The organism is Streptomyces sp. HUAS 15-9 (assembly GCF_025642155.1).
Taxonomy (GTDB): Bacteria; Actinomycetota; Actinomycetes; order Streptomycetales; family Streptomycetaceae; genus Streptomyces.
Genome location: NZ_CP106798.1, coordinates 5,430,488 through 5,453,720, shown reverse-complemented (window position 1 = coordinate 5,453,720; position 23,233 = coordinate 5,430,488). Strand labels below are relative to the sequence as shown.

Below are 23,233 nucleotides of genomic sequence, written 5' to 3'. Positions count from 1 at the left end.
CGCTAACCTGACCGCATGACTGCCAATCCGCGCAGGCGAGTCGTGCTCGCCTCCAAGTCGCCCGCCCGGCTCGGACTGCTCAGGCAGGCCGGGCTCGAACCCGAGGTGATCGTCAGCGGGGTCGACGAGGACGCGATCACCGCGCCCACGCCCGCCGACCTGGCGCTCGCCCTGGCCGAGGCGAAGGCCTCCGTGGTGGCGGCGAAGCCCGAGGTGCAGGGCGCCCTGGTGATCGGCTGCGACTCGGTGCTGGAGCTGGACGGCCAGGCGCTGGGCAAGCCCGCGGACGCCGAGGAGGCCATCGCCCGCTGGAAGGCGATGCGGGGGCGGGCCGGGACCCTCCAGACGGGGCACTGCATCTGGGACACGGCGAACAAGCGGTACGTGTCCGGGACCGCGTCCACCGTCGTGCACTTCGGCGAGCCGACGGACGCGGAGATCGCCGCCTACGTCGCCTCCGGAGAGCCGCTCTACGTCGCCGGGGCGTTCACCCTGGACGGCCTCTCGGCCCCGTTCATCAGGGGCATCGACGGCGACCACGGCAATGTGATCGGCATCAGCCTGCCCCTCGTCCGGCAGCTGCTGGCCGAACTGGGCATCGGCATCACGGAGTTGTGGGCGCCGGCGGAGTGACCGAAGCGGCGGGGGCGCTGGGGGCCGCCAGGGCCGGGACGTCGTCCTGAGGCTCCTCCGCCTCGCCCTTCGGCCCCCCGGGCTCGCCGTCCGGTTCCTGCGGGCCGTCCAGCCCCTTTGGCGTCTCCTCCTTGGCCTCCGGCGTGTCGCCGCCCTCGGGAGCGCCACCCGGCGCCGTCTCGGCCGCGCCGTCCTGACGGTCGTACGTCATCAGGAGCAGCACGATCAGCCCCAGGACGACCATCATGAACAGGAACGCACTCCAGCCCACCAGCCCCCAGGTGAACGCGCCGAGCAGCCCGTGCACCACGGCGATGCTGATGAGCAGGACGCGGCCGAAGCCGGCCGGGGCGCGGTTGCGTATCGCCACGAGCAGGGCGACCAGGGCGCACAGCGCGAAGTAGAGGCCGAAGACCACACCACCGATCTTCGAGGACATCGACATCATGTCCGGGTCGAGGCCGGCCAGCGACATCTCCTGCCGGTCGACGACCACCCCCAGGAACCAGTTCAGTGCCGCGATGCCGAGTCCTTCGGCGAAGAGGACGACCGCCACGACCCACGCCACCGGTCTGCGCACCACCGGTCCCACCCACTTTCGACCGCAGCCCGAGTCCGGCTGCCGTTACCTGAAGTACGTTCGAGACATCGCGAACGCTACTAACGGGTAAACCCGGGGACAAGGGTTCTGTCACAGGCAAAGAATCATTGGGCCATTCGTAGGGACTCCACAAAGAAACCGAGTGGGCCGCGGCACGCTCTCACAGAGACCTTGACCACACGACGGGGCTAGGGTTTTCCGGAAGGGCCCTGCGTACCGAGGTGCGACAAGGGCTTTCGCGGGTCGAGCGAGCCTCGAATCACGCTCCGTGTGGGCAAGCTCACCATTGGGGACGGGTCGAAGTGCCGTGTCGGCAGTCCCTAAACTCGGCTTGTTTCAAGGAGGGAGCCTCAATCGTGCGCAAGGTGCTCATCGCCAACCGTGGCGAAATCGCTGTCCGCGTGGCCCGGGCCTGCCGGGACGCCGGGATCGCGAGCGTGGCCGTCTACGCCGACCCGGACCGGGACGCTCTGCATGTCCGCGCCGCGGATGAGGCGTTCGCCCTGGGCGGTGACACTCCGGCCACCAGTTACCTGGACATCGAGAAGGTCCTGAACGCCGCCCGTGAGTCCGGCGCGGACGCCATCCATCCCGGATACGGCTTCCTCTCCGAGAACGCCGAGTTCGCGCAGGCGGTCCTGGACGCGGGCCTGATCTGGATCGGCCCGCCGCCGCAGGCCATCCGCGATCTGGGTGACAAGGTGGCGGCCCGTCACATCGCGCAGCGCGCCGGCGCTCCGCTCGTGGCCGGTACACCGGACCCGGTCAGTGGTGCCGAGGAGGTCGTGGCCTTCGCCGAGCAGAACGGCCTGCCGATCGCCATCAAGGCCGCCTTCGGCGGCGGTGGCCGTGGTCTGAAGGTCGCCCGGACCCTGGAAGAGGTGCCGGAGCTGTACGACTCCGCGGTGCGCGAGGCGGTCGCCGCCTTCGGCCGCGGCGAGTGCTTCGTGGAGCGCTACCTGGACAAGCCGCGGCACGTGGAGACCCAGTGCCTGGCCGACAGCCACGGCAACGTGGTCGTCGTCTCCACCCGTGACTGCTCGCTGCAGCGCCGCCACCAGAAGCTGGTCGAGGAGGCCCCGGCGCCGTTCCTGTCCAAGGCCCAGGTCGCCGAGCTGTACTCGGCCTCGAAGGCCATCCTGAAGGAGGCCGGCTACGTCGGCGCCGGCACGGTGGAGTTCCTGGTCGGCAACGACGGCACGATCTCCTTCCTGGAGGTCAACACCCGTCTGCAGGTCGAGCACCCGGTCACCGAGGAGGTCACCGGCATCGACCTGGTGCGCGAGATGTTCCGCATCGCGGACGGCGAGGCGCTCGGCTACGACGACCCGCAGCTGCGCGGACACTCCTTCGAGTTCCGCATCAACGGCGAGGACCCGGGCCGCAACTTCCTGCCGGCGCCCGGCACGGTCACCCGCTTCGACACTCCGTCGGGTCCGGGTGTCCGCCTGGACGCGGGCGTGGAGTCCGGCTCGGTCATCGGCCCGGCCTGGGACTCGCTGCTCGCCAAGCTGATCGTCACCGGCCGCACCCGCAAGGAGGCCCTGCAGCGGGCCGCCCGCGCCCTGGAGGAGTTCCAGGTCGAGGGCATGGCCACGGCGATCCCGTTCCACCGCGCGGTGGTCAAGGACCCGGCGTTCGCGCCCGAGCTGGACGGTTCGCAGGAGCCGTTCACGGTCCACACCCGCTGGATCGAGACCGAGTTCGTCAACGAGATCAAGGCGTTCGCGGCCCCCGCCGACACCGAGGCGGAGGAGGACACCGGCCGTGAGACGGTCGTCGTCGAGGTCGGCGGCAAGCGTCTCGAGGTCTCGCTGCCCGCGTCGCTCGGCATGACCCTGGCCCGCACGGGTCTGGCGGCGGGCGCCAAGCCGAAGCGCCGCGCGGCCAAGAAGTCGGGCCCGGTCGCGTCCGGCGACACCCTCGCCTCCCCGATGCAGGGCACGATCGTCAAGATCGCGGTCGAGGAGGGCCAGGAGGTCCAGGAGGGCGACCTGGTCGTCGTACTCGAGGCCATGAAGATGGAGCAGCCGCTGAACGCGCACAAGGCCGGCACCATCAAGGGCCTGAGCGCCGAGGTCGGCGCGTCCGTCACCTCCGGTGCGGCGATCTGCGAGATCAAGGACTGATCTCCGGGGACGTGCGTCAAGACGCCCGGCGGACCGAGTGCTTCGGTCCGCCGGGCGTCTCGCTCTCCTGCCGACGGCGCCCTCGCGGGAGGCTGTCCGCACGTCCTCGATGGCATGCTGGGAGCAGTCGGGGGCGCGAGGGAGAGCGGATGGCAGGCACGGTGGGCACGACCGCGGGGGAGGCCGCAGGGGCCCGGAACACGGCGGCTGCGCCCGCGCCCCCGCGTGCCATGCGCGCCGACGCCCGCCGCAACTACGAGCGGCTGCTCGCCGAGGCCCGTGCCGCGTTCGCCGAGCACGGCACGGACGCGTCGCTGGAGGATGTGGCCCGTCGGGCGGGCGTGGGAATCGGCACGCTGTACCGGCACTTCCCGAACCGGCAGGCGTTGATGAGCGCGGTCTTCGAGGACGCGGTGAGCGAGCTCCTCGCCCGCTCACGCGAACTGCTCAGCGCCCCCGAGCCGTGCTCGGCGCTGGTGACCTGGCTGCGCGAGATGGTCACGCACGCGGGCGAGTACCGCGGCCTGGCACGGGCGCTGATGTCGGTGTCCACCGACTCCGGTTCCGCACTGGCCCGCTGCAGCACCCCGATCCACGAGGCGGGCGGAGCACTGCTGACCCGCGCCCAGCGGTCGGGCGCGGTACGCCCCGACATCTCCATCGGCGACCTCCTCCAACTGACCCACGCGATCGCGCTGGCGGCGGAGGAGACACCGACCGATCCGAACTTGGCAGACCGCTTGCTACGGCTGACGCTGAGGGGCCTGAAGGGATAGACCCGCCCTTCTCAACACCACAGGGCCAGCCAGCCCAAGGGGCGCGGGGCTATGACATTGTGCGGCTCCGCCGCGTGGGCGCGACAAGCCACGGACAACCCCCACCCGCGCAACAAGACGCACCCCACGGCGAAGAGGCGCCCCCAAGCCCTAACGCCGCCGCAGATCCGCAACACGGGCCCGCTCAGCCCCCGCCGCCTGCTCCCCCAACACCGCGGCCGACCGCAGCGCAGCGGCCCGCCGAGGCCCCGGCAGGGCCACGTCCCGACGCTGGTGACGCGCCGGGACCTGATCACCCCCCGGGCTTCCCGACGCCCCGGCCACGGCGATCTGCACCCCCTGGTCGGCAAGGGCCTGGAGTTCGGTGGCCGCACGGTCGTCATGGCCGGGCGGCTCGTCGGTCACCAGCCGGTTGATCACATCCGTGGGCACCGTCTGGAACATCGTGTCCGTGCCGAGCTTGGTGTGGTCGGCGAGGACGACGACCTCCGCGGCGGCCTGGACGAGCGCGCGGTCGACGGACGCCGACAGCATGTTGGACGTGGACAGCCCGCGCTCGGCGGTCAGACCGCTCCCGGAGAGGAAGGCCTTGGAGACCCTGAGCCCCTGGAGGGACTGCTCGGCACCGGATCCGACGAGGGCGTAGTTGGAGCCGCGCAGGGTGCCACCGGTCATCACGACCTCCACGCGGTTGGCGTGCGCCAGCGCCTGGGCCACCAGCAGGGAGTTGGTGACGACGGTCAGACCGGGCACCCGGGCGAGCCGGCGGGCCAGTTCCTGGGTGGTGGTCCCCGCCCCGACCACGATGGCCTCGCCCTCTTCGACGAGACCCGCGGCGAGATCGGCGATGGCCGTCTTCTCGGCGGTCGCGAGATGTGACTTCTGCGGAAAGCCGGACTCCCGCGTGAACCCGCCCGGCAATACCGCACCGCCGTGCCGGCGGTCGAGGAGTCCTTCTGCCTCCAGTGCGCGCACGTCCCGCCGTACGGTCACTTCGGAGGTCTGGACGACGCGGGCGAGCTCACGGAGCGACACGGCCCCGTTCGCTCGCACCATTTCGAGAATCAATTGGCGACGTTCTGCAGCGAACACGAAACTGACAGTAACCCCAACGACCGTCTGCTTTCAGCAGTTTGCGCCGAATAACAGAAGTTGTTCGTACGGCAGGACCGGAAGTGGTATAGGGCCTACCCGCCCCGACTATGCCGTACGCATGGGCGACAACTCCCCGTGACCAGCGGGGAGTCGGTTTCGGCCGTCAGACCTCGCCCGTTGCCTTTCGGGTGTGGAGCTGACGGGCCACCTCGGCGATCGACCCCGAAAGGGAGGGGTACACGGTGAAGGCGTTCGCGATCTGTTCGACCGTCAGATTGTTGTCGACGGCGATCGAGATGGGGTGGATCAGTTCCGAGGCGCGGGGCGACACGACCACACCGCCGACCACGATGCCGGTGCCGGGACGGCAGAAGATCTTCACGAAGCCGTCGCGGATGCCCTGCATCTTGGCGCGCGGGTTGCGCAGCAGCGGAAGTTTCACGACGCGCGCGTCGATCTTGCCCGCGTCGACGTCGGCCTGGCTGTAGCCGACGGTGGCGATCTCCGGGTCGGTGAAGACGTTGGAGGAGACGGTCTTGAGGTTGAGCGGGGTCACCGCGTCGCCGAGGAAGTGGTAGACGGCGATACGTCCCTGCATGGCGGCGACGGAGGCGAGGGCGAAGACGCCCGTCACGTCACCGGCCGCGTACACGCCGGGGGCGGTGGTGCGGGAGACCTTGTCGGTCCAGATGTGGCCGGAGTCGCGGAGCTTGACGCCCGCCTCCTCCAGGCCGAGGCCGGCGCTGTTGGGGATGGCGCCGACGGCCATGAGGCAGTGCGAGCCGGTGATCACGCGGCCGTCGGCGAGGGTGACCTCCACCTTGTCGCCGACGCGCTTGGCGGACTGGGCGCGGGAGCGGGCCATGACGTTCATGCCGCGGCGGCGGAAGACGTCCTCCAGCACGGCGGCGGCGTCCGGGTCCTCACCGGGCAGCACGCGGTCACGGGAGGAGACGAGGGTGACCTTGGAGCCGAGGGCCTGATAGGCACCGGCGAACTCGGCACCCGTGACACCGGAACCGACCACGATGAGCTCCTCGGGGAGCTCGGTGAGGTTGTAGACCTGGGTCCAGTTGAGGATGCGCTCGCCGTCGGGCTGGGCGTCGGGCAGCTCACGCGGGTGACCGCCGGTCGCGATCAGTACGGCATCGGCGGTGAGGGTCTCCTCGGTACCGTCGCCGGCGGTGACGACGACCTTGCGGGAGCCGTCGAGGGCCTGCATGCCCTCCAGCCGGCCGCGGCCGCGCATCACCCGAGCGCCGGCGCGGGTGACGGAGGCGGTGATGTCGTGGGACTGGGCGAGGGCGAGCCGCTTCACACGCCGGTTGACCTTGCCGAGGTCCACACCGACCACCCGGGCCGCCTGCTCCAGCGGCGGGGTGTCGTCGGCGACGATGATGCCGAGTTCCTCGTACGACGAGTCGAAGGTGGTCATCACCTCAGCCGTAGCGATAAGAGTCTTAGACGGTACGCAGTCGGTCAGTACCGACGCTCCGCCCAGACCGTCGCAGTCGACGACGGTCACCTCCGCGCCGAGCTGCGCGGCCACCAGCGCCGCTTCATATCCGCCGGGTCCGCCACCGATGATCACGATCCGAGTCACGTACCCCATTGTCCCGCACGCCTCAAGGTGCTACTGCCCGGGGGCGTGAGTGGTGCGCGTTCTGTTACGTCCGGGGCAAAGGAGGCCGGAGTTTCCGCTGCCGTACCCTCGATCCATGTCGCTCTACGCCGCGTACGCCGGCAATCTCGACGCGCGGCTGATGACCCGCCGCGCCCCGTACTCACCGCTGCGCGCCACCGGCTGGCTGAACGGATGGCGGCTGACCTTCGGGGGCGAGCAGCTCGGCTGGGAGGGCGCGCTCGCGACGATCGTCGAGGAGCCCGGGTCCCAGGTCTTCGTCGGGCTGTACGACATCGCTGAGATGGACGAGGAGTCCCTGGACCGCTGGGAGGGCGTGGGGCTCGGCATCTACCGTCGCGTGCGGGTGCGTGTGCACACGCTGGACGGGGAGGAGCCGGCCTGGGCGTACGCGCTGAACGGGTACGAGGGCGGTCTGCCGTCCGCCCGCTACCTGGGTGAGATCGCCGACGCGGCGGAGTCGGCGGGCGCGCCGCACGACTATGTGATGGAGCTTCGCAAGCGCCCCTGTTAGGGCTCCGGCATTTGCTCCAGCATTGACTCCGGCACCTCTTGGGCCACTTTTGTCCCAACCTTTGTTGGAAACGACAAGACAACGATCGCCAGCCCGTGAGCTCTGTCATCTACGCGCGTAGGCCAGAACCGGCTACCCTCGTCCGCGTGAACGCATCTCTCCTTCCGGACGACATCCAGGGCGACCCCTATGCCGCCGCCGACGCGGCCGCCGCGCGCCTGCGCGAGCTCACGGGCGCCGAGACCCACGACGTCGCCCTCGTGATGGGCTCCGGCTGGGCTCCGGCCGTCGACGCCCTGGGCGCTCCCGACGCCGAGTTCCAGGTCACCGAGCTGCCCGGCTTCCCGCCGCCGGCGGTGGAGGGGCACGGGGGCAAGGTCCGCTCGTACTCCATCGGTGACAAGCGCGCGCTGGTCTTCCTCGGCCGCACGCACTACTACGAGGGCCGGGGCGTGGCCGCCGTGGCGCACGGCGTACGTACGGCCGTCGCCGCCGGCTGCAAGACCGTGGTGCTGACGAACGGGTGCGGCGGTCTGCGCGAGGGCATGCGGCCCGGTCAGCCCGTGCTGATCAGCGACCACATCAACCTGACGGCGACCTCGCCGATCGTCGGGGCGAACTTCGTCGACCTGACGGACCTGTACTCGCCGCGGCTGCGGGCGCTGTGCAAGGAGGTGGACCCCTCCCTGGAGGAGGGCGTCTACGCGCAGTTCCCCGGGCCGCACTACGAGACGCCGGCCGAGATCCGGATGGCCCGGGTGATCGGGGCGGACCTGGTGGGCATGTCCACGGTGCTGGAGGCCATCGCGGCGCGCGAGGCCGGGGCCGAGGTGCTGGGCATCTCCCTGGTCACCAACCTCGCGGCGGGGATGACCGGCGAGCCGCTGAACCACGAGGAGGTTCTGCAGGCCGGGCGGGACAGCGCGGCGCGGATGGGTTCGCTGCTGACGCAGGTGCTCGGTCGGCTGTAGCCCGGGTCTTGCCCACCCGCCCACCCGACTCGGTAGGCCGGGAGGCGCCCCTCCCCGGGGCTCCGCCCCGGACCCCGCCGGGGACTCCGTCCCCCTGCACCCCTGCGCCTGGCCTCCCGGCCGGCCGAGTCGGACAAGTGGATGGGCGAGGGAAGTCCCCTCCCACCCGACCGATTCGGACAGCTGAGCGGGCAAAAGGGAGCGGGGCCCGGAGCACCGCCCGGGCCCGGCGGGAACTCCGTTCCCCCCGCCCTTGCGCCTCGCTTCCCGGCCGACCGAGTCGGACGGATCGGACGGGTCGGACAGGTCGAGTGGGCAGAGGGGCAGGGGCCGGGGGGACCCACCACCCGGGTCTCGACCGGGACTCCGTCCCTCCGAACCAGACGGTTGGCCGGGCGCCCTCACGGACCCGGGCCCCGGCAGGAACTCCACCCCTCCACCCCCGCGCCTCACCTCCCAGCCGACCGAGCCAAACGGTTGACTGGACAAAGGGGCAGGCCCCCAAGGACCCGCCACCCGGGCCCGACCGGAACTCCACCCCTCCACCCCCGCGCCTCACCTCCCAGCCGACCGAACCAGACGGTTGACTGGGCAAGGGGCAGGGTCCCACGGACCCGCCACCCGGGCCCGACCGGAACTCCGCCCCTCTGCCCCTGCCCCCACACCTCGCCTCCCAGCCGACCGAATCGGGTGGGTGGGCAAAGGTGGGTCTGGGGGCGGAGCCCCCAGGCGTGACATCGACATACATGAGAGGTTGACCCGACGTGCACGACGATCTCATCGCCCGGGCCAAGGCGTGGCTCGCCGAGGACCCCGACACGGACACCCGTGACGAACTCACCGAGCTGATCGGCACCGGGAACGTCACCGAGCTCGCCGCGCGCTTCAGCGGCACCCTCCAGTTCGGTACCGCGGGCCTGAGAGGCGAACTGGGCGCCGGGCCCATGCGGATGAACCGGTCCGTCGTCATCAGGGCGGCCGCGGGTCTCGCCGCCTATCTGAAGAAGCAGGGCCAGGGCGGCGGCCTCGTCGTCGTCGGCTACGACGCCCGGCACAAGTCCGCCGACTTCGCCCGCGACACCGCCGCCGTCATGACGGGCGCCGGGCTGCGCGCCGCCGTACTGCCCCGCCCGCTCCCCACTCCCGTCCTCGCCTTCGCGATAAGGCACCTCGGCGCGGTCGCCGGCGTGGAGGTCACCGCCAGCCACAACCCGCCCCGCGACAACGGCTACAAGGTCTACCTCGGCGACGGATCGCAGATCGTCCCGCCCGCCGACGCCGAGATCGCCGCCGAGATCGACGCGATCGTCTCGCTGGACGACGTCCCGCGTCCGGACGCGGGCTGGGAGATCCTCGACGACGCCGTCCTCGAGGCCTATCTCGCCCGTACCGACGCCGTACTCGCCGAGGGCTCCCCGCGCAGCGCCCGTACCGTCTACACGGCGATGCACGGCGTCGGCAAGGACGTGCTCCTCGCCGCCTTCGCCCGCGCCGGGTTCCCGGAGCCCGCCCTAGTCGCCGAGCAGGCCGAGCCGGACCCGGACTTCCCGACCGTCGCCTTCCCCAACCCGGAGGAGCCGGGGGCGATGGACCTCTCCTTCGCCAGGGCCCGCGCGACCGAGCCCGACCTCGTCATCGCCAACGACCCCGACGCCGACCGCTGTGCCGTCGCCGTGCGGGACGCCGGCGAGTGGCGCATGCTCCGTGGCGACGAGGTCGGCTCCCTCCTCGCCGCCCACCTCGTACGGCGCGGCGCCCGCGGCACCTTCGCCGAGTCGATCGTCTCCTCCTCCCTGCTCGGCCGGATCGCCGAGAGGGCGGGGCTGCCGTACGAGGAGACCCTCACCGGCTTCAAGTGGATCGCCCGGGTGGACGGGCTGCGCTACGGGTACGAGGAGGCGCTCGGCTACTGCGTCGACCCGGACGGCGTCCGCGACAAGGACGGCATCACGGCGGCGCTCCTGATCACCGAGCTGGCCTCCGAGCTGAAGGAGGAGGGCCGTACCCTCCTCGACCTGCTCGACGACCTGGCCATGGAGCACGGCCTGCACGCCACCGACCAGCTCGCGGTGCGGGTGCAGGACCTGTCGGTCATCGCCGACGCGATGCGCCGGCTCCGCGAGCAGCCGCCGACCGAGCTCGCCGGTCTGGCCGTCACCAGGGCCGAGGACCTCACCAAGGGCACGGAGACGCTGCCACCCACCGACGGCCTGCGCTACACCCTCGACGGGGCCCGCGTGATCGCCCGCCCCAGCGGCACCGAGCCCAAGCTGAAGTGCTACCTGGAGGTCGTCGTGCCGGTCGCCGCGCACGCGGACCTGCCGGCCGCCCGTGCCCGGGCGGCCGACCTGCTCGACGCCATCAAGCGGGACCTGTCCGCGGCCGCCGGCATCTGAGCCGCGGAGCCGCGGCCGCGGCCCTTGGCGCCACGCCTGTTCCACCCGATGGGGTGCCCCTGGCCGGGGGCACCCCATCGGGTGATTTAGCGGCGACAGCTGACGCACGCTCCGTACCCGGCCGCGCCCCCGGGGGACGGTGAACCGGTACCGCCCGCCGAGCACCGGAGCCGCCGCCGTGTCCTCCACCGCCCCCGACACCGCCCCTCGCGGGCACATCCCGGGCAGCCGGCGACCCCCCACCCCGAACCCCGGCCGACCACGGCTGGCGCGCAGCCTCCGGCTCGCGGCTCCCGCCCTCGGCGCCTTTCTCGCCGTACGGCTCACGGGGCTGCTGTTCCTCGCCCTGTGGGCGCACCGCCGGCATCACGGCATCTGGCCCATGCTGGCGACGCAGTGGGACGCCCGCTGGTACCTCGGGATCGCGGACCACGGGTACGCGCGCGTGCTGGGCACCGCGTACGACTCGAACAACCTCGCCTTCTTCCCGCTCTACCCGCTGCTGGTGAAGGCCGTCGCCGCCGTCACGCCCGGCAGCCGGGCCAGTACCGGGCTGGGCATCGCGGTCGTCGCCTCGTTCCTCGCGGCCTGGGGCGTGTTCGCGGTGGGCGAGCGGTTGCACGGCCGCCGGGTCGGGATCCTGCTCACCACGCTGTGGGCCGCGTTTCCGGTCGGGCTGGTGCAGTGGATGGGGTACACCGAGTCGCCGTTCACGGCGTTCGCGGCCTGGACGCTGTACGCGGTGCTCGGCCGGCGCTGGCTGTGGGCCGGTGCGGGCGCGTGTCTGGCCGGGCTGACCCGGCCGACCGGTGTCGCGGTGGCGGCCGCGGTCGCCGTCGCCGCGCTGCTCGCCCTGCGCCGCGGCTTCTCGGCCCGTGCGCTCGCGGGCGCCCTGCTGGCTCCGCTGGGCTGGTGCGCGTACGTCGGCTGGGTGGGCCTGCGCCTGGGCCGCTGGGGCGGCTATTTCGCCGTACAGCGGCTGTGGCACAACGAGCTGGACGGCGGCCGGGAGACCCTGCGCCGGCTGCGGGAGCTGTTCGGGCGGGACTCCACACCCGAGCTGTTCCTGATCATGGTGACCGTCACGCTGCTGGTGTCCGCCGTGCTGTTCGCGCTGTCGGTGTGGGACCGGCAGCCGCTGCCGCTGCTGGTGTTCACCGGCGTCCTGCTGACGATCGCCCTGGGCAGCGGCGGCGTCTACTTCCCGCGCGCCCGCTTCCTGCTCCCCGCCTTCCCACTGCTCCTCCCGCTCGCCCTGCATCTGTCCCGCGCCTCCCGGCGCCACCGTGCGCTGGCGCTGACGGCGGCAGTGGCGGTCTCGGCGTACTGCGGCGCGTACATGCTGCTGGTGTGGCCGAGCGCGCCCTGAACCGGACCGGCCGCGGCCATGTCGCTGTGAACCCTCAAGCCCGCCGTCGGCTCACCACACCGCCAGCAGGATCACCAGCAGCACCGCCCCGGCCACCGCGGGCGCCGCGATCTCGTACGCCCAGCGGACCGTGATCTCGCCCTGTGCCGTCTCCGCCTGCTCGTGGCTCTCCTGGAGCTGACGGAGGTCGTCCATGACCTGGTCGGTCTGCGCGCGGGTCGGGCCGCTCGCAGCGACGCTGTCGCGCGCCCCGCCGAAGCCGAGGCCGCCGCGCGCCGACGCCCCCGGTCTGCCGCCCCGCGCGCCTCCGTGGCGGCCCGGTCCTGGTGTCGCGCGGCCTTCTTACGGGCCCGGAGGGAGACGGGGACGGCCCAGAGCTGGTACTTGGTACCGGACTTGGCGACGACCTCGTTGGAGTATCCGGAACGCAGGGCGGCGACCTCGCCCCAGGGCACGGTGATCACGCGGAGGGGGTTGCGGATGCGGATCCGGTCCTCGTTGGCGAACACGGCCGGGCGCAGGGTGAAGGCGACCACCAGCGGGATCAGCAGGATCAGCGTGGCCAGCGCCAGCCAGGGCGTGTGGCCGTGCCCCCTGGTCAGCGCGTCGACGCCGAGCCAGAAGACGATGGCGAGCAGCATCACACCGCCCGCGATCCCCATGGGCGAGCGGTAGATCCGGTCCTTCGCGGTGGGCACCGGAGGCTGTGGCGCGGGTGACTGGTGGTCCGGGGTCGTCATGCTCCCGATTCTGCCCGACGCCGCCGATCGTGCTCATACGTGGTCGCGAAGCACACGATGAGCACCCGGGGGTATACAGCCGCTACGCGCGTAGATATGCTCGTCTGGTGACCATGCCCATTACTGCACCCGCTGCCCTCGCTGACGTCACCGCGTCCGACAGCACGCTGCGCCGCTTCCTCCATGGGCTGCCCGGCGTCGACGCGGTGGGCCTGGAGGCGCGCGCCGCCTCCCTCGGCACCCGCTCCATCAAAACCACCGCGAAGGCGTACGCCATCGACCTCGCCATCTCGATGGTCGACCTGACGACGCTGGAAGGCGCGGACACCCCGGGCAAGGTCCGGGCCCTCGGCGCCAAGGCGGTCCATCCCGACCCGACGGACCGTACGACCCCGACCACGGCGGCCGTGTGCGTCTACCCCGACATGGTGGCCGTCGCCAAGGAGGCGATCCTTGCCGCCGGCGGAGTTCCGGACGTCAAGGTCGCCTCGGTCGCCACCGCCTTCCCGGCCGGCCGCGCCGCCCTCGACGTGAAGCTGGCCGACGTGCGTGACGCCGTCGCCGCGGGCGCCGACGAGATCGACATGGTCATCGACCGCGGGGCGTTCCTCGCGGGCCACTACATGAAGGTGTACGACGAGATCACCGCCGTGAAGGAGACCTGCGGGACGTCCGCCCGCCTGAAGGTCATCTTCGAGACCGGCGAGCTGTCCACGTACGACAACATCCGCCGGGCGAGCTGGCTCGGGATGCTGGCCGGGGCCGACTTCATCAAGACCTCGACCGGCAAGGTCGGCGTCAACGCGACCCCCGCGAACACCCTCCTCATGCTGGAGGCCGTCCGCGACTTCCGTGCCCAGACCGGCATCCAGATCGGCGTGAAGCCCGCCGGCGGCATCCGCACCACCAAGGACGCCATCAAGTTCCTGGTCCTGGTCAACGAGACCGTCGGCGAGGACTGGCTGGACAACCACTGGTTCCGGTTCGGCGCCTCCTCGCTGCTGAACGACCTGCTGATGCAGCGCCAGAAGCTGGCCACCGGCCGCTACTCCGGCCCCGACTACGTGACGGTGGACTGATCCCCCATGGCTTTCGATTACGCACCCGCACCCGAGTCCCGCTCGGTCGTCGACATCGCGCCCTCGTACGGCCTGTTCATCGACGGCGAGTTCACCGAGGCCGCCGACGGCAAGGTCTTCAAGACGGTCAGCCCGTCGACCGAGGAGGTCCTCTCCGAGGTCGCCCAGGCCGGCGAGGCGGATGTCGACCGCGCGGTCAGGGCCGCCCGCAAGGCGTTCGAGAAGTGGTCCGCGCTGCCCGGCTCCGAGCGCGCCAAGTACCTGTTCCGCATCGCGCGGATCATCCAGGAGCGCAGCCGCGAGCTGGCCGTCCTGGAGACGCTGGACAACGGCAAGCCGATCAAGGAGACCCGCGACGCCGACCTCCCCCTGGTCGCCGCGCACTTCTTCTACTACGCGGGCTGGGCGGACAAGCTCGACCACGCCGGCTTCGGTGCCGACCCGCGTCCGCTGGGCGTCGCGGGCCAGGTCATCCCCTGGAACTTCCCGCTGCTGATGCTGGCGTGGAAGATCGCCCCGGCGCTGGCGACCGGCAACACGGTCGTCCTCAAGCCGGCCGAGACCACGCCCCTGTCGGCGCTGTTCTTCGCGGACATCTGCCGCCAGGCGGGCCTGCCCAAGGGCGTCGTCAACATCCTTCCGGGGTACGGCGACGCGGGCGCGGCGCTGGTCGCGCACCCGGACGTGAACAAGGTCGCCTTCACCGGCTCCACCGCCGTGGGCAAGGAGATCGCCCGCACGGTCGCCGGCACCCAGAAGAAGCTCACCCTCGAACTGGGCGGCAAGGGCGCCAACATCGTCTTCGACGACGCCCCGATCGACCAGGCCGTCGAGGGCATCGTGACCGGCATCTTCTTCAACCAGGGCCAGGTGTGCTGCGCGGGCAGCCGGCTCCTCGTCCAGGAGTCGATCCACGACGAGCTGCTGGACTCCCTCAAGCGCCGCCTGGCCACGCTGCGCCTCGGCGACCCGCTGGACAAGAACACCGACATCGGCGCGATCAACTCCGCCGAGCAGCTCTCCCGCATCACCACGCTCGTCGAGCAGGGCGAGGCGGAGGGCGCCGAGCGCTGGTCCCCGGCCTGCGAACTGCCGACCTCCGGCTACTGGTTCGCCCCGACGCTGTTCACGAACGTCACCCAGGCGCACACCGTCGCCCGCGACGAGATCTTCGGCCCGGTGCTGTCGGTCCTCACCTTCCGTACGCCCGACGAGGCCGTCGCCAAGGCCAACAACACGCAGTACGGCCTGTCGGCGGGCATCTGGACGGAGAAGGGTTCGCGGATCCTCGCCGTGGCCGGCAAGCTCCGTGCGGGCGTCGTCTGGTCCAACACGTTCAACAAGTTCGACCCGACCTCGCCCTTCGGCGGCTACAAGGAGTCGGGCTTCGGCCGCGAGGGCGGCCGCCACGGCCTGGAGGCGTACCTCGATGTCTGACAAGACCGAAAAGACTGAGCGACTCTCCGTCTTCAAGACCTACAAGCTGTACGTCGGCGGGAAGTTCCCGCGTTCCGAGAGCGGCCGGGTGTACGAGGTGACGACGCGGACATCAGCCGCTGGCGCGGCGGGCAAGGGCAACTGGCTGGCGAACGCACCGCTTTCGTCGCGCAAGGACGCCCGCGACGCGGTGGTCGCGGCGCGCAAGGCGTTCGGTGCCTGGTCCGGCGCGACGGCGTACAACCGCGGCCAGATCCTCTACCGCGTCGCGGAGATGCTGGAGGGCCGCAAGGAGCAGTTCGTCCGGGAGGTCGCCGACGCGGAGGGCCTGTCCAAGGCCAAGGCCGCGGCGCAGGTGGACGCCGCGATCGACCGCTGGGTGTGGTACGCGGGCTGGACCGACAAGATCGCCCATGTCGTGGGCGGCGGCAACCCGGTCGCGGGCCCGTTCTTCAACCTCTCCTCCCCCGAACCGACTGGCGTGGTCACGGTCCTGGCCCCCCAGGAGTCGTCCTTCCTCGGTCTGGTCTCGGTGATCGCCCCGGTGATCGCGACGGGCAACACGGCGGTGGTCGTGGCGTCGGAGAAGTCCCCGCTCCCGGCCCTCTCCCTGGGCGAGGTGCTGGCCACCTCCGACCTGCCCGGCGGTGTCGTCAACGTCCTCTCCGGCCGTACGGCGGAGATCGCCACGCCGCTCGCCGCGCACCAGGACGTCAACGCGATCGACCTCGCGGGCGCGGACGAGACCCTGGCGAAGGAGCTGGAGATCGTGGCGGCCGACAACCTGAAGCGCGTACTTCGTCCACAGCCTGTGGATTATTCGACCACGCCGGGCATCGACCGCATGACGGCGTTCCTGGAGACGAAGACGGTCTGGCACCCGACGGGATCACTGGGCGCCTCGGGCTCGTCGTACTGAGCCGTGCCGAGTCGTACTGAGCCCACACACAGACCGAGAGCCGCGCCACCCCTCCGTCCGGGGGCGGCACGGCTCTCCTCGTCATGGAGACGTCAGCCCAGTCCGCCCAGCAGCTTCGTCGCCTGACCCACCACGGGTACCGCGCCGAGGGAGTCCGCCTGTGCCACCGGGCCGGTCAGGGCCCTCGAGGTGATGGGCTTGAAGTCGGCGAGCTGGGTGCCGACTCCGTTGTCGAGCGGGTCGGCGCCGGTGCCCGCGAGGGGGTTCGGCTTGAGGCCGGCGACCGGGCCGAGGGCGTAGCCCAGCGTGCCGGTCAGGCTCTGCGCGCCCTCCGCCGGGTCGACGTTGCCGAGCGAGGTGGACCGCGACGGCAAGTCGACGAGCGGGCCCGCGGCGGACGCCGTCGCCGCGCCCGCCCCCAGGGCCGCTCCGGCGGTCGCGAGCGCGATCAGGGCGCGCCGCGCGGTCGGGTTGTGGGGGGACGCGTGTCGGGCCATTGCTGGTGCCGCCTTCCGGTGCACAAGGTAATCGAGTCGACACAGAGGGTAGTTGAGCCGCGACGCACACTCAATTGTTGTGTGACGCACGTTCCAAAGCCGACCCGTGGGGTCGGCAGGACGCTTGCCATGCGTCAAACTGGTGTTCCGTGAGCATTCATCCTCCGTCTCCCGCCCGTGTGGTGCTGCTGTGCGGCCCCTCGGGCTCGGGCAAGTCACTCGTCGCCGCCCGTTCCGGGCTTCCCGTGCTGCGCCTCGACGACTTCTACAAGGAGGGCGACGACCCGACACTGCCGCTGGTGGAGGGGAGTTCGGACATCGACTGGGACCATCCGCTGTCCTGGGACGCGGACGTCGCGGTCGAGGCCATCGCGCGGCTGTGCGCCACGGGATCGACGACCGTACCGGTGTACGACATCTCGCAAAGCGCGCGGACCGGCGAGGAAACGCTGTGCATCGAGCGCACCCCGCTGTTCATCGCGGAGGGCATCTTCGCCGCCGAGATCGTGGAGCGCTGTCGTGAGCTGGGCCTCCTGGCCGACGCCCTGTGTCTGAACCGCGGGCCGTTCACCACCTTCCGGCGCCGCTTCCTGCGGGACCTGAAGGAGGGCCGCAAGTCGGTGCCGTTCCTGCTGCGCCGCGGCTGGCGGCTGATGCGCGCGGAGCGGTCGATCGTCACCCGCCAGGTGTCACTGGGCGCCCACTCCTGCGACCGTGACGAGGCACTGGGCAGGCTGGCGGCCGCGTCGGCGAGGCGGCAGGTGCGGGCGCAGACGGCGGCCTAGCCGTGGCCTGACCGAGCGCAGGAGCCGTACACACGGAAACGGGACTGGACGGACCCCCCGGCCCTCCAGTCCCGCTTTCCTGCGCTCCCCCGCGTCCCCCGTGGTGGAGCTCCCCCGTACTTCCCCCGGTACTTCCCCCGTGAGTCCCCCCGGACCCCCGGTTTCCCCGTTCCCCTCCGACCTTCAGGCGACCAACTCGCCGAAGGCGTTCTCCTCGTCACGGCCGAAGCTGAGGACCTCGTCCTCGCGCAGCCGGCGCAGCGAGCGCCAGATGCTGGACTTCACCGTGCCGACACTGATGTCGAGGATCTCCGCGATCTCCGGGTCCGTGCGGCCCTCGTAGTAGCGCAGGACCAGCATGGTGCGCTGGAGTTCGGGCAGCCGGGCCAGCGCCTGCCACAGGACAGCGCGCAGTTCCGTGCCGCGCATCGCGTCCGTGTCGCCGGGCGTCTCCGGCAGTTCCTCGGTCGGGTACTCGTTGAGCTTGCGGCGCCGCCAGGCGCTGATGTGCAGGTTCGTCATGGTGCGGCGGAGATACCCGCCGACCGCCGCCTTGTCGCTGATCCGGTCCCACGCCCGGTACGTCGAGAACAGCGCGCTCTGCAGCAGGTCCTCGGCCTCGAAGCGGTCACCGGTCAGGTGATAGGCGGTCGCGTACAGGGAGGCGCGGCGCTCCTGGACGTAGGCGGTGAACTCCGCCTCCGTCAGCGAGCGGCGCTCCCCCGTGTCCTCCCTGTACGCGGTTCCCCCGTGGGCCCCCGTGACCCCCGTGCTGCTTCCCCCCGTATGAGCGTCAACCACCGACATGAACGTGGTGTGCTGACGCCCGGCGCCGCGAGCGCACCCCCGCCCGCTCACGGCACCGGACTTCTCGGAACCCCGGTTCACGTCGTGCAGACGCGTGATCACTGCGCTGGTGCTCATGCTGTGCAGCGTGTTCATCTCGCGCCCCCGTCGTGGACTTCCGGTGTTCGGTCTGGCTTCGGCATTGCTTCCTTGCCTGTGCCGAAAAGCTTGCCCGGGGACCTTCATGGCCGTGTCCGCCGACTGTCACAGACCTGTCACAGGGGTCGGCCACAGAGGAATCACGGAATGTGCACAGGTGGTGGCGGTAGCGGGATTCCGGGCAGCTCCCGGCCCCACGGCTCGTACGAACGCCCCTCCATGGGCCAGAATGAGCCCCGTGCCTTCCCTGTTGCTGATCGAGGACGACGACGCCATCCGCACGGCCCTGGAGCTCTCACTGACGCGCCAGGGACACCGTGTGGCCACCGCTGCCACCGGTGAGGACGGACTGAAACTGCTGCGCGAGCAGCGACCGGACCTGATCGTGCTGGATGTGATGCTGCCGGGCATCGACGGGTTCGAGGTGTGCCGGCGCATCCGGCGCACGGACCAGCTGCCGATCATTCTGCTGACCGCGCGCAGCGACGACATCGACGTGGTGGTCGGGCTGGAGTCCGGCGCCGACGACTATGTCGTCAAGCCCGTGCAGGGCCGTGTGCTGGACGCCCGGATCCGGGCCGTGCTGCGGCGCGGGGAACGGGAGTCCAGCGACTCGGCGACCTTCGGCAGCCTCGTCATCGACCGCTCGGCGATGACCGTGACCAAGAACGGCGAGGACCTGCAGCTCACGCCGACCGAGCTGCGGCTGCTCCTGGAGCTGAGCCGGCGGCCCGGCCAGGCGTTGTCCCGGCAGCAGTTGCTGCGGCTGGTGTGGGAGCACGACTACCTGGGTGACTCCCGGCTGGTGGACGCGTGCGTGCAGCGGCTGCGCGCCAAGGTGGAGGACGTGCCGTCGTCCCCGACGCTGATCCGTACCGTGCGTGGTGTCGGCTACCGCCTGGACACGCCTCAGTGACCGACGCGCAAGGGGGTATCCGCGGCTGGGCCGCGGGTCGTAAGGGAACCGTGTCACGGCTGCGCTTCACCAGTCTGCGGCTGCGTCTGGTCGTGGTCTTCGGGCTGGTGGCGCTGACGGCCGCCGTGTCGGCGTCGGGCATCGCCTACTGGCTCAACCGGGAGGCCGTGCTCACCCGTACCCAGGACGCGGTGCTGCGCGACTTCCAGCAGGAGATGCAGAACCGCGCGGGCGCGCTGCCCGTGCACCCCACCCAGGACGAACTGCAGCGCACCGCGGGCCAGATGGCCACCAGCAGCCAGCGCTTCAGCGTGCTGCTGGTCGGCGAGGACGCGAACGGCAAGACGGTGTACGGCAACTCCGGCGGCCTGAACGGGTTCGCGCTGGAGGACGTGCCCAAGTCGCTGCGCGCCGCGGTGAACAAGCAGCAGGAGGTGACGGGCAGCAACACGTCGCCGTACCACCTGTACTGGCAGCGGGTCGTCGAGCACGGCACCCCCTATCTGGTGGCCGGTACGAAGGTGATCGGCGGCGGTCCCACCGGCTACATGGTGAAGTCCCTGGAGCCGGAGGCGAAGGACCTCAACTCCCTCGCCTGGTCGCTCGGTATCGCCACCGGCCTCGCGCTGATCGGCTCGGCGCTGCTCGCGCAGGCCGCCGCGACGACCGTGCTCAAGCCGGTGCACCGGCTCGGGGTCGCCGCCCGGCGGCTCGGCGAGGGCAAGCTGGACACCCGGCTCAGGGTGTCGGGCACCGACGAACTGGCTGATCTGTCGCGGACGTTCAACAAGGCGGCCGAGGCGCTGGAGAAACGGGTCGCCGACATGGCCGCGCGGGACGACTCGTCCCGGCGGTTCGTGGCCGACATGTCCCACGAGCTCCGTACGCCGCTCACCGCCATCACCGCCGTCACGGAGGTGCTGGAGGAGGAGCTGGACTCGGAGGCCGGGAGCATGGATCCGATGATCGAGCCCGCCGTACGGCTGGTGGTGAGCGAGACCCGGCGGCTGAACGACCTCGTCGAGAACCTGATGGAGGTCACCCGCTTCGACGCGGGCACCGCCCGGCTGGTCCTGGACGACGTCGACATCGCCGACCAGATCACCGCCTGCATCGACGCCCGCGCCTGGCTGGACGCGGTGGAGCTGGACGCCGAGCGCGGCATCCACGCCCGTCTCGACCCCCGGCGCCTGGACGTCATCCTCGCCAACCTGATCGGCAACGCCCTCAAGCACGGCGGTTCACCGGTGCGGGTGTCGGTGCGCATCGCCGACGACCAGCTGGTCATCGCCGTACGGGACCACGGTCCCGGTATCCCCGAGGACGTCCTGCCGCACGTCTTCGACCGCTTCTACAAGGCGAGCGCCTCCCGCCCGCGCTCCGAGGGCAGCGGTCTCGGGCTGTCCATCGCCATGGAGAACGCCCATATCCACGGCGGCACGATCACCGCCGCCAACTCGCCCGAGGGCGGCGCGGTGTTCACACTGCGGCTACCCAGGGACGCCTCGCGGCTCACCGAGGAGAACGACGACAAGGGCGGCCCGTCCGACGGTTCCAAGGAGGAGGCGTCATGAACGCTCGACGCCTGCTGGCACTCCCGCTCCTCGCCGCAGTGCTCACCGGGTGCGGCATCCGGGCCACCGAGGTGCCGACCGACTTCGGCGCGGCGCCCTCGCGGGTGCCGTGCTCGCTGGCCGAGCCGGACCTGTCGGCCCAGTCCTCGCAGGGGGTGCCCGTGCAGGTCTTCCTGCTGTGCCGGGCGTCGCTGGTCACCGTGGACCGGTCGGTGCGCGTCCCGGACGGCACCCCCGACGCCAGGCGCCGGGTGATCGTGGCACAGGGACTGCTGGACCAGCTCGCCGAGACGCCCTCGCCCAGTGAGCGGGACGCGGGGTACACGACGTACGTCCACGGCGGGATGAGCGTGAGCGGCCCGCGCCCCAAGGACCCCGAGGACACGTTGCGGCTGAGCACGGCACCGGAGGAGCTCACCTCGTACGCCCTCGCCCAGATCGTCTGCACGTTCTCCGACTCGGCGGCGGCCGAGGGCGACGGCTCGGTGATCCTGGGCGGACCGGGCAACCAGCCGCTGCGCCGGTACGAGTGCACCGACGACGTCCGCTCCCGGCCGGGCACCACGCAGCCGCCCTCCAGCGAGGTGACGGCGGCCTGACGGCCGGCCGAACCCCTGGTGTGTGGGAGGCCTCATGCACGCGCGCGTGACGGATCCGGAACCGATCGTGCACACGGGTGCGTCTAGGGGGGCGTGCAGCGTCAAGGCTCCATCGGCGGCAGTGCCGCAATCCGCATCCGTGCGACGGGAGGTGTCCTCCTCGTCGCGCATCTGGCATTCGTCGCCTGGCTCATGCTGCGGCCGCTGGACGTCCCCTGGGTGATGCCCGCCAATCTGCGCCCGTTCGCCGGCATCCGGGCCGACCTGGCGCTGGGCTGGCCCGAGGCGGCCAGACGGATCGGCGAGGGCCTCGGGCTGCTGGCGCCGCTGGGCGTGCTGCTGCCGGCGGTCCACGGCAGGCTCACCGTCTCCCCGCTCGCCTCCCTGATCCGTACGTCGGCCGCGGGCACCCTGATCTCGCTCGGCATCGCCCTGCTGCAGACCGGCGTACCCGGCCGGGTGGTCGACGTCGACTCACTCCTGCTGAACACGGCGGGCGTGGCACTGGCCCACCTCGCCGTCGTCCCGGCGGGCCGCGCCTGGCTCCGCCGCAGGGACAAGCGGACAAGCCGCACGACAGTCCTCCAGGAGGAGGCACCTCAGGGTCGCACCCCGACGATTCCCAGGGTCGGGATCGCCCCATAGAGCGACCCCTTGTCCGCTTCATCTCCGTAACGTTGTCGACAGTTGGGCAGCCAACCAGCCCACACCGACCAACAGCCAGGGCCCACCAACGCCCCCTTTCCCGACGCGCCGGCCGCGAAGGAGCCGAAGGGGCGCACCGGAGGCGCCCCGCAGGCGACCGAGCCATCAAAAGGAGCGCACGCCGACATGAACTCCCTCGCCCGCCCCACCCACGGCCGCATGATCGGCGGAGTCTGTGCCGCGCTGGCACGGCGCTTCGGTACCTCCGCGACGACGATGCGGGTGATCTTCCTGGTGTCCTGTCTGCTGCCGGGGCCGCAGTTCCTGCTCTACATAGCGCTGTGGATCCTGTTCCCGTCGGAGGACAAGGCACGGACGGCCTGGTGAGCTCCCGCCCCCGCTCCCCCGCCCCGTAAACGCCACTGGGGCGCCCCGGACGCTCCGGGTGCGCCCCAGCCGCGTGTGGGGGTTCGGTGGTGGTCAGCCGAGCGGGATCCCGTTCACCGGCAGGCCGTGCGTGGGCAGCCCCTGCAGCGGCAGACCGCCGAGGAGACCCTTGACCGGCGCGGTCGGGCCCTGGGCGAGCACCCGCTCGGCGGCCGGCTGGGCGGCGGCCAGGCCCGTGCCGACCACGGCCTGGCCCTGGGTGAGCGCCTCACCGGCGCCGGGCAGTGCCTTGCCGACGTTCTCGGCCGGCAGCGTCTTGGTGACGCCGTCCAGGGCCTGGGTGGCGTCCGGGACGGCCGGGGCCGCGTTGGCCGCGCCGGCGCCCACGGCAGCGAAGGCGGCACCGAGGGCGGCGACACCGAGGGTCTTGACAGCAGACTGCTTCATGGTGAATGCGTCCTTGAATGCGATGACGAATGCGATGACGAGGAATCAAGAAACGTTCCGAGCGGTCCACGACCGTAAACACGCCGGGCCACCCGCCGCAAACACCGAAATGCGGACGGATGGTGAAACCCGTCCGC

22 protein-coding genes and 1 pseudogene are annotated in these 23,233 nt (G+C 71.3%); 16 read left to right on the top strand and 7 right to left on the bottom strand.

The annotated features are described in order from the left end of the window. Positions 1 to 15: 15 nt before the first annotated feature. Positions 16 to 633, top strand: coding sequence for a Maf family protein (locus tag N8I87_RS25280; RefSeq protein WP_263211991.1), 618 nt, complete (start codon positions 16 to 18; stop codon positions 631 to 633). Here N8I87_RS25280 and N8I87_RS25275 read toward each other — a convergent pair. Further along, positions 605 to 1,216 carry a hypothetical protein gene (locus N8I87_RS25275; RefSeq protein WP_263211990.1) on the bottom strand — a complete coding sequence of 204 codons (612 nt, stop codon included), beginning with the start codon at positions 1,214 to 1,216 and terminating at the stop codon, positions 605 to 607. The two genes, N8I87_RS25280 and N8I87_RS25275, sit on opposite strands and share 29 nt — an antisense overlap. Before the next feature lie 374 nt (positions 1,217 to 1,590). Between N8I87_RS25275 and N8I87_RS25270 the strand changes: the two genes are divergently transcribed. Further along, entirely contained in the window at positions 1,591 to 3,363 is a 1,773-nt protein-coding gene (locus N8I87_RS25270) for an acetyl/propionyl/methylcrotonyl-CoA carboxylase subunit alpha (protein WP_263211988.1), read from the top strand. 230 nt (positions 3,364 to 3,593) lie between these two features. After that, a complete protein-coding gene (locus N8I87_RS25265) occupies positions 3,594 to 4,139 on the top strand; it encodes a TetR/AcrR family transcriptional regulator (protein WP_263216653.1) in 546 nt (181 codons plus the stop codon). A gap of 150 nt (positions 4,140 to 4,289) precedes the next feature. Here the strand turns inward: N8I87_RS25265 and N8I87_RS25260 are convergent, their stop codons facing one another. Both N8I87_RS25260 and N8I87_RS25255 read right to left on the bottom strand, forming a co-directional pair. Then, a complete protein-coding gene (locus N8I87_RS25260) occupies positions 4,290 to 5,231 on the bottom strand; it encodes a DeoR/GlpR family DNA-binding transcription regulator (protein WP_263211986.1) in 942 nt (313 codons plus the stop codon). Positions 5,232 to 5,397: 166 nt separating this feature from the next. Continuing rightward, positions 5,398 to 6,846: an NAD(P)H-quinone dehydrogenase gene (locus tag N8I87_RS25255; protein ID WP_263211984.1), complete on the bottom strand. Its 1,449-nt coding sequence runs from the start codon at positions 6,844 to 6,846 to the stop codon at positions 5,398 to 5,400. Between the two features lie 106 nt (positions 6,847 to 6,952). Here N8I87_RS25255 and N8I87_RS25250 point away from each other — a divergent pair, with 106 nt between their 5' ends. The 4 genes from N8I87_RS25250 to N8I87_RS25235 all read left to right on the top strand — a co-directional run bounded on the left by N8I87_RS25250 (position 6,953) and on the right by N8I87_RS25235 (position 12,126). Then, a complete protein-coding gene (locus N8I87_RS25250) occupies positions 6,953 to 7,390 on the top strand; it encodes a gamma-glutamylcyclotransferase family protein (protein ID WP_263211982.1) in 438 nt (145 codons plus the stop codon). 146 nt (positions 7,391 to 7,536) lie between these two features. After that, entirely contained in the window at positions 7,537 to 8,361 is an 825-nt protein-coding gene (locus tag N8I87_RS25245; RefSeq protein ID WP_263211980.1) for a purine-nucleoside phosphorylase, read from the top strand. Positions 8,362 to 9,125: 764 nt separating this feature from the next. Further along, the gene (locus tag N8I87_RS25240; RefSeq protein ID WP_263211978.1) at positions 9,126 to 10,757 is read left to right on the top strand and encodes a phospho-sugar mutase; all 1,632 of its coding nucleotides are present in this window, start codon (positions 9,126 to 9,128) and stop codon (positions 10,755 to 10,757) included. Between the two features lie 178 nt (positions 10,758 to 10,935). Then, positions 10,936 to 12,126 (top strand): hypothetical protein, encoded by a 1,191-nt coding sequence (locus N8I87_RS25235; protein WP_411577282.1) that lies wholly within the window; start codon positions 10,936 to 10,938, stop codon positions 12,124 to 12,126. Between the two features lie 51 nt (positions 12,127 to 12,177). On the opposite strand, the pseudogene N8I87_RS25230 reads toward N8I87_RS25235, so the two are convergent. Next, positions 12,178 to 12,866, bottom strand: a pseudogene (locus tag N8I87_RS25230) (PH domain-containing protein). Positions 12,867 to 12,979: 113 nt separating this feature from the next. Between N8I87_RS25230 and deoC the strand changes: the two are divergent. Genes deoC through N8I87_RS25215 form a run of 3 tightly spaced genes read left to right on the top strand, consistent with a single transcriptional unit; the run spans position 12,980 to position 16,301 of the window. Then, positions 12,980 to 13,945 carry a deoxyribose-phosphate aldolase gene (gene deoC / locus N8I87_RS25225; protein WP_263216650.1) on the top strand — a complete coding sequence of 322 codons (966 nt, stop codon included), beginning with the start codon at positions 12,980 to 12,982 and terminating at the stop codon, positions 13,943 to 13,945. Positions 13,946 to 13,951: 6 nt separating this feature from the next. Then, positions 13,952 to 15,382, top strand: a complete 1,431-nt coding sequence (locus tag N8I87_RS25220; protein WP_263211976.1) for an aldehyde dehydrogenase family protein — start codon at positions 13,952 to 13,954, stop codon at positions 15,380 to 15,382. Beyond that, positions 15,375 to 16,301: an aldehyde dehydrogenase family protein gene (locus N8I87_RS25215; RefSeq protein ID WP_263211974.1), complete on the top strand. Its 927-nt coding sequence runs from the start codon at positions 15,375 to 15,377 to the stop codon at positions 16,299 to 16,301. The genes N8I87_RS25220 and N8I87_RS25215 overlap by 8 nt, the downstream gene beginning before the upstream one ends. A 92-nt stretch (positions 16,302 to 16,393) precedes the next feature. On the opposite strand, the gene N8I87_RS25210 is transcribed toward N8I87_RS25215, so the two are convergent. After that, positions 16,394 to 16,798, bottom strand: coding sequence for a hypothetical protein (locus N8I87_RS25210; RefSeq protein WP_263211973.1), 405 nt, complete (start codon positions 16,796 to 16,798; stop codon positions 16,394 to 16,396). 149 nt (positions 16,799 to 16,947) lie between these two features. Between N8I87_RS25210 and N8I87_RS25205 the strand changes: the two genes are divergently transcribed. Further along, on the top strand, positions 16,948 to 17,583 hold the full coding sequence (locus N8I87_RS25205; protein WP_263211972.1) for a uridine kinase family protein: 636 nt from the start codon (positions 16,948 to 16,950) through the stop codon (positions 17,581 to 17,583). A gap of 183 nt (positions 17,584 to 17,766) precedes the next feature. On the opposite strand, the gene N8I87_RS25200 is transcribed toward N8I87_RS25205, so the two are convergent. After that, entirely contained in the window at positions 17,767 to 18,525 is a 759-nt protein-coding gene (locus tag N8I87_RS25200) for a SigE family RNA polymerase sigma factor (protein ID WP_263211971.1), read from the bottom strand. A 241-nt stretch (positions 18,526 to 18,766) separates the two neighbouring features. On the opposite strand from N8I87_RS25200, the gene afsQ1 reads away from it, so the two are divergent. From afsQ1 to N8I87_RS25175, 5 genes are all read left to right on the top strand, one after another. Next, positions 18,767 to 19,444 (top strand): two-component system response regulator AfsQ1, encoded by a 678-nt coding sequence (afsQ1, locus tag N8I87_RS25195; RefSeq protein ID WP_263211969.1) that lies wholly within the window; start codon positions 18,767 to 18,769, stop codon positions 19,442 to 19,444. Next, entirely contained in the window at positions 19,441 to 21,018 is a 1,578-nt protein-coding gene (locus N8I87_RS25190) for an ATP-binding protein (RefSeq protein WP_263211967.1), read from the top strand. Before afsQ1 ends, N8I87_RS25190 begins: the two co-directional genes overlap by 4 nt. Continuing rightward, entirely contained in the window at positions 21,015 to 21,617 is a 603-nt protein-coding gene (locus tag N8I87_RS25185; RefSeq protein WP_263211965.1) for a hypothetical protein, read from the top strand. The genes N8I87_RS25190 and N8I87_RS25185 overlap by 4 nt, the downstream gene beginning before the upstream one ends. Before the next feature lie 93 nt (positions 21,618 to 21,710). Beyond that, on the top strand, positions 21,711 to 22,262 hold the full coding sequence (locus tag N8I87_RS25180; RefSeq protein ID WP_263211963.1) for a VanZ family protein: 552 nt from the start codon (positions 21,711 to 21,713) through the stop codon (positions 22,260 to 22,262). Between the two features lie 186 nt (positions 22,263 to 22,448). Next, a complete protein-coding gene (locus N8I87_RS25175; protein ID WP_263211962.1) occupies positions 22,449 to 22,649 on the top strand; it encodes a PspC domain-containing protein in 201 nt (66 codons plus the stop codon). A 93-nt stretch (positions 22,650 to 22,742) separates the two neighbouring features. Here N8I87_RS25175 and N8I87_RS25170 read toward each other — a convergent pair whose 3' ends face one another. Further along, entirely contained in the window at positions 22,743 to 23,096 is a 354-nt protein-coding gene (locus tag N8I87_RS25170; protein WP_263211960.1) for an ATP-binding protein, read from the bottom strand. Positions 23,097 to 23,233 lie beyond the last annotated feature (137 nt).

Coding starts and splice junctions, on each gene's coding strand:
- N8I87_RS25255 (WP_263211984.1), bottom strand. CDS start 6,846: ATGGGGTACGTGACTCGGATCGTGATCATCGGTGGCGGACCCGGCGGA.
- N8I87_RS25220 (WP_263211976.1), top strand. CDS start 13,952: ATGGCTTTCGATTACGCACCCGCACCCGAGTCCCGCTCGGTCGTCGAC.
- N8I87_RS25175 (WP_263211962.1), top strand. CDS start 22,449: ATGAACTCCCTCGCCCGCCCCACCCACGGCCGCATGATCGGCGGAGTC.
- N8I87_RS25250 (WP_263211982.1), top strand. CDS start 6,953: ATGTCGCTCTACGCCGCGTACGCCGGCAATCTCGACGCGCGGCTGATG.
- N8I87_RS25280 (WP_263211991.1), top strand. CDS start 16: ATGACTGCCAATCCGCGCAGGCGAGTCGTGCTCGCCTCCAAGTCGCCC.
- N8I87_RS25185 (WP_263211965.1), top strand. CDS start 21,015: ATGAACGCTCGACGCCTGCTGGCACTCCCGCTCCTCGCCGCAGTGCTC.
- N8I87_RS25265 (WP_263216653.1), top strand. CDS start 3,594: ATGCGCGCCGACGCCCGCCGCAACTACGAGCGGCTGCTCGCCGAGGCC.
- N8I87_RS25170 (WP_263211960.1), bottom strand. CDS start 23,096: ATGAAGCAGTCTGCTGTCAAGACCCTCGGTGTCGCCGCCCTCGGTGCC.
- deoC (WP_263216650.1), top strand. CDS start 12,980: ATGCCCATTACTGCACCCGCTGCCCTCGCTGACGTCACCGCGTCCGAC.
- N8I87_RS25215 (WP_263211974.1), top strand. CDS start 15,375: ATGTCTGACAAGACCGAAAAGACTGAGCGACTCTCCGTCTTCAAGACC.
- N8I87_RS25200 (WP_263211971.1), bottom strand. CDS start 18,525: ATGAACACGCTGCACAGCATGAGCACCAGCGCAGTGATCACGCGTCTG.
- N8I87_RS25210 (WP_263211973.1), bottom strand. CDS start 16,798: ATGGCCCGACACGCGTCCCCCCACAACCCGACCGCGCGGCGCGCCCTG.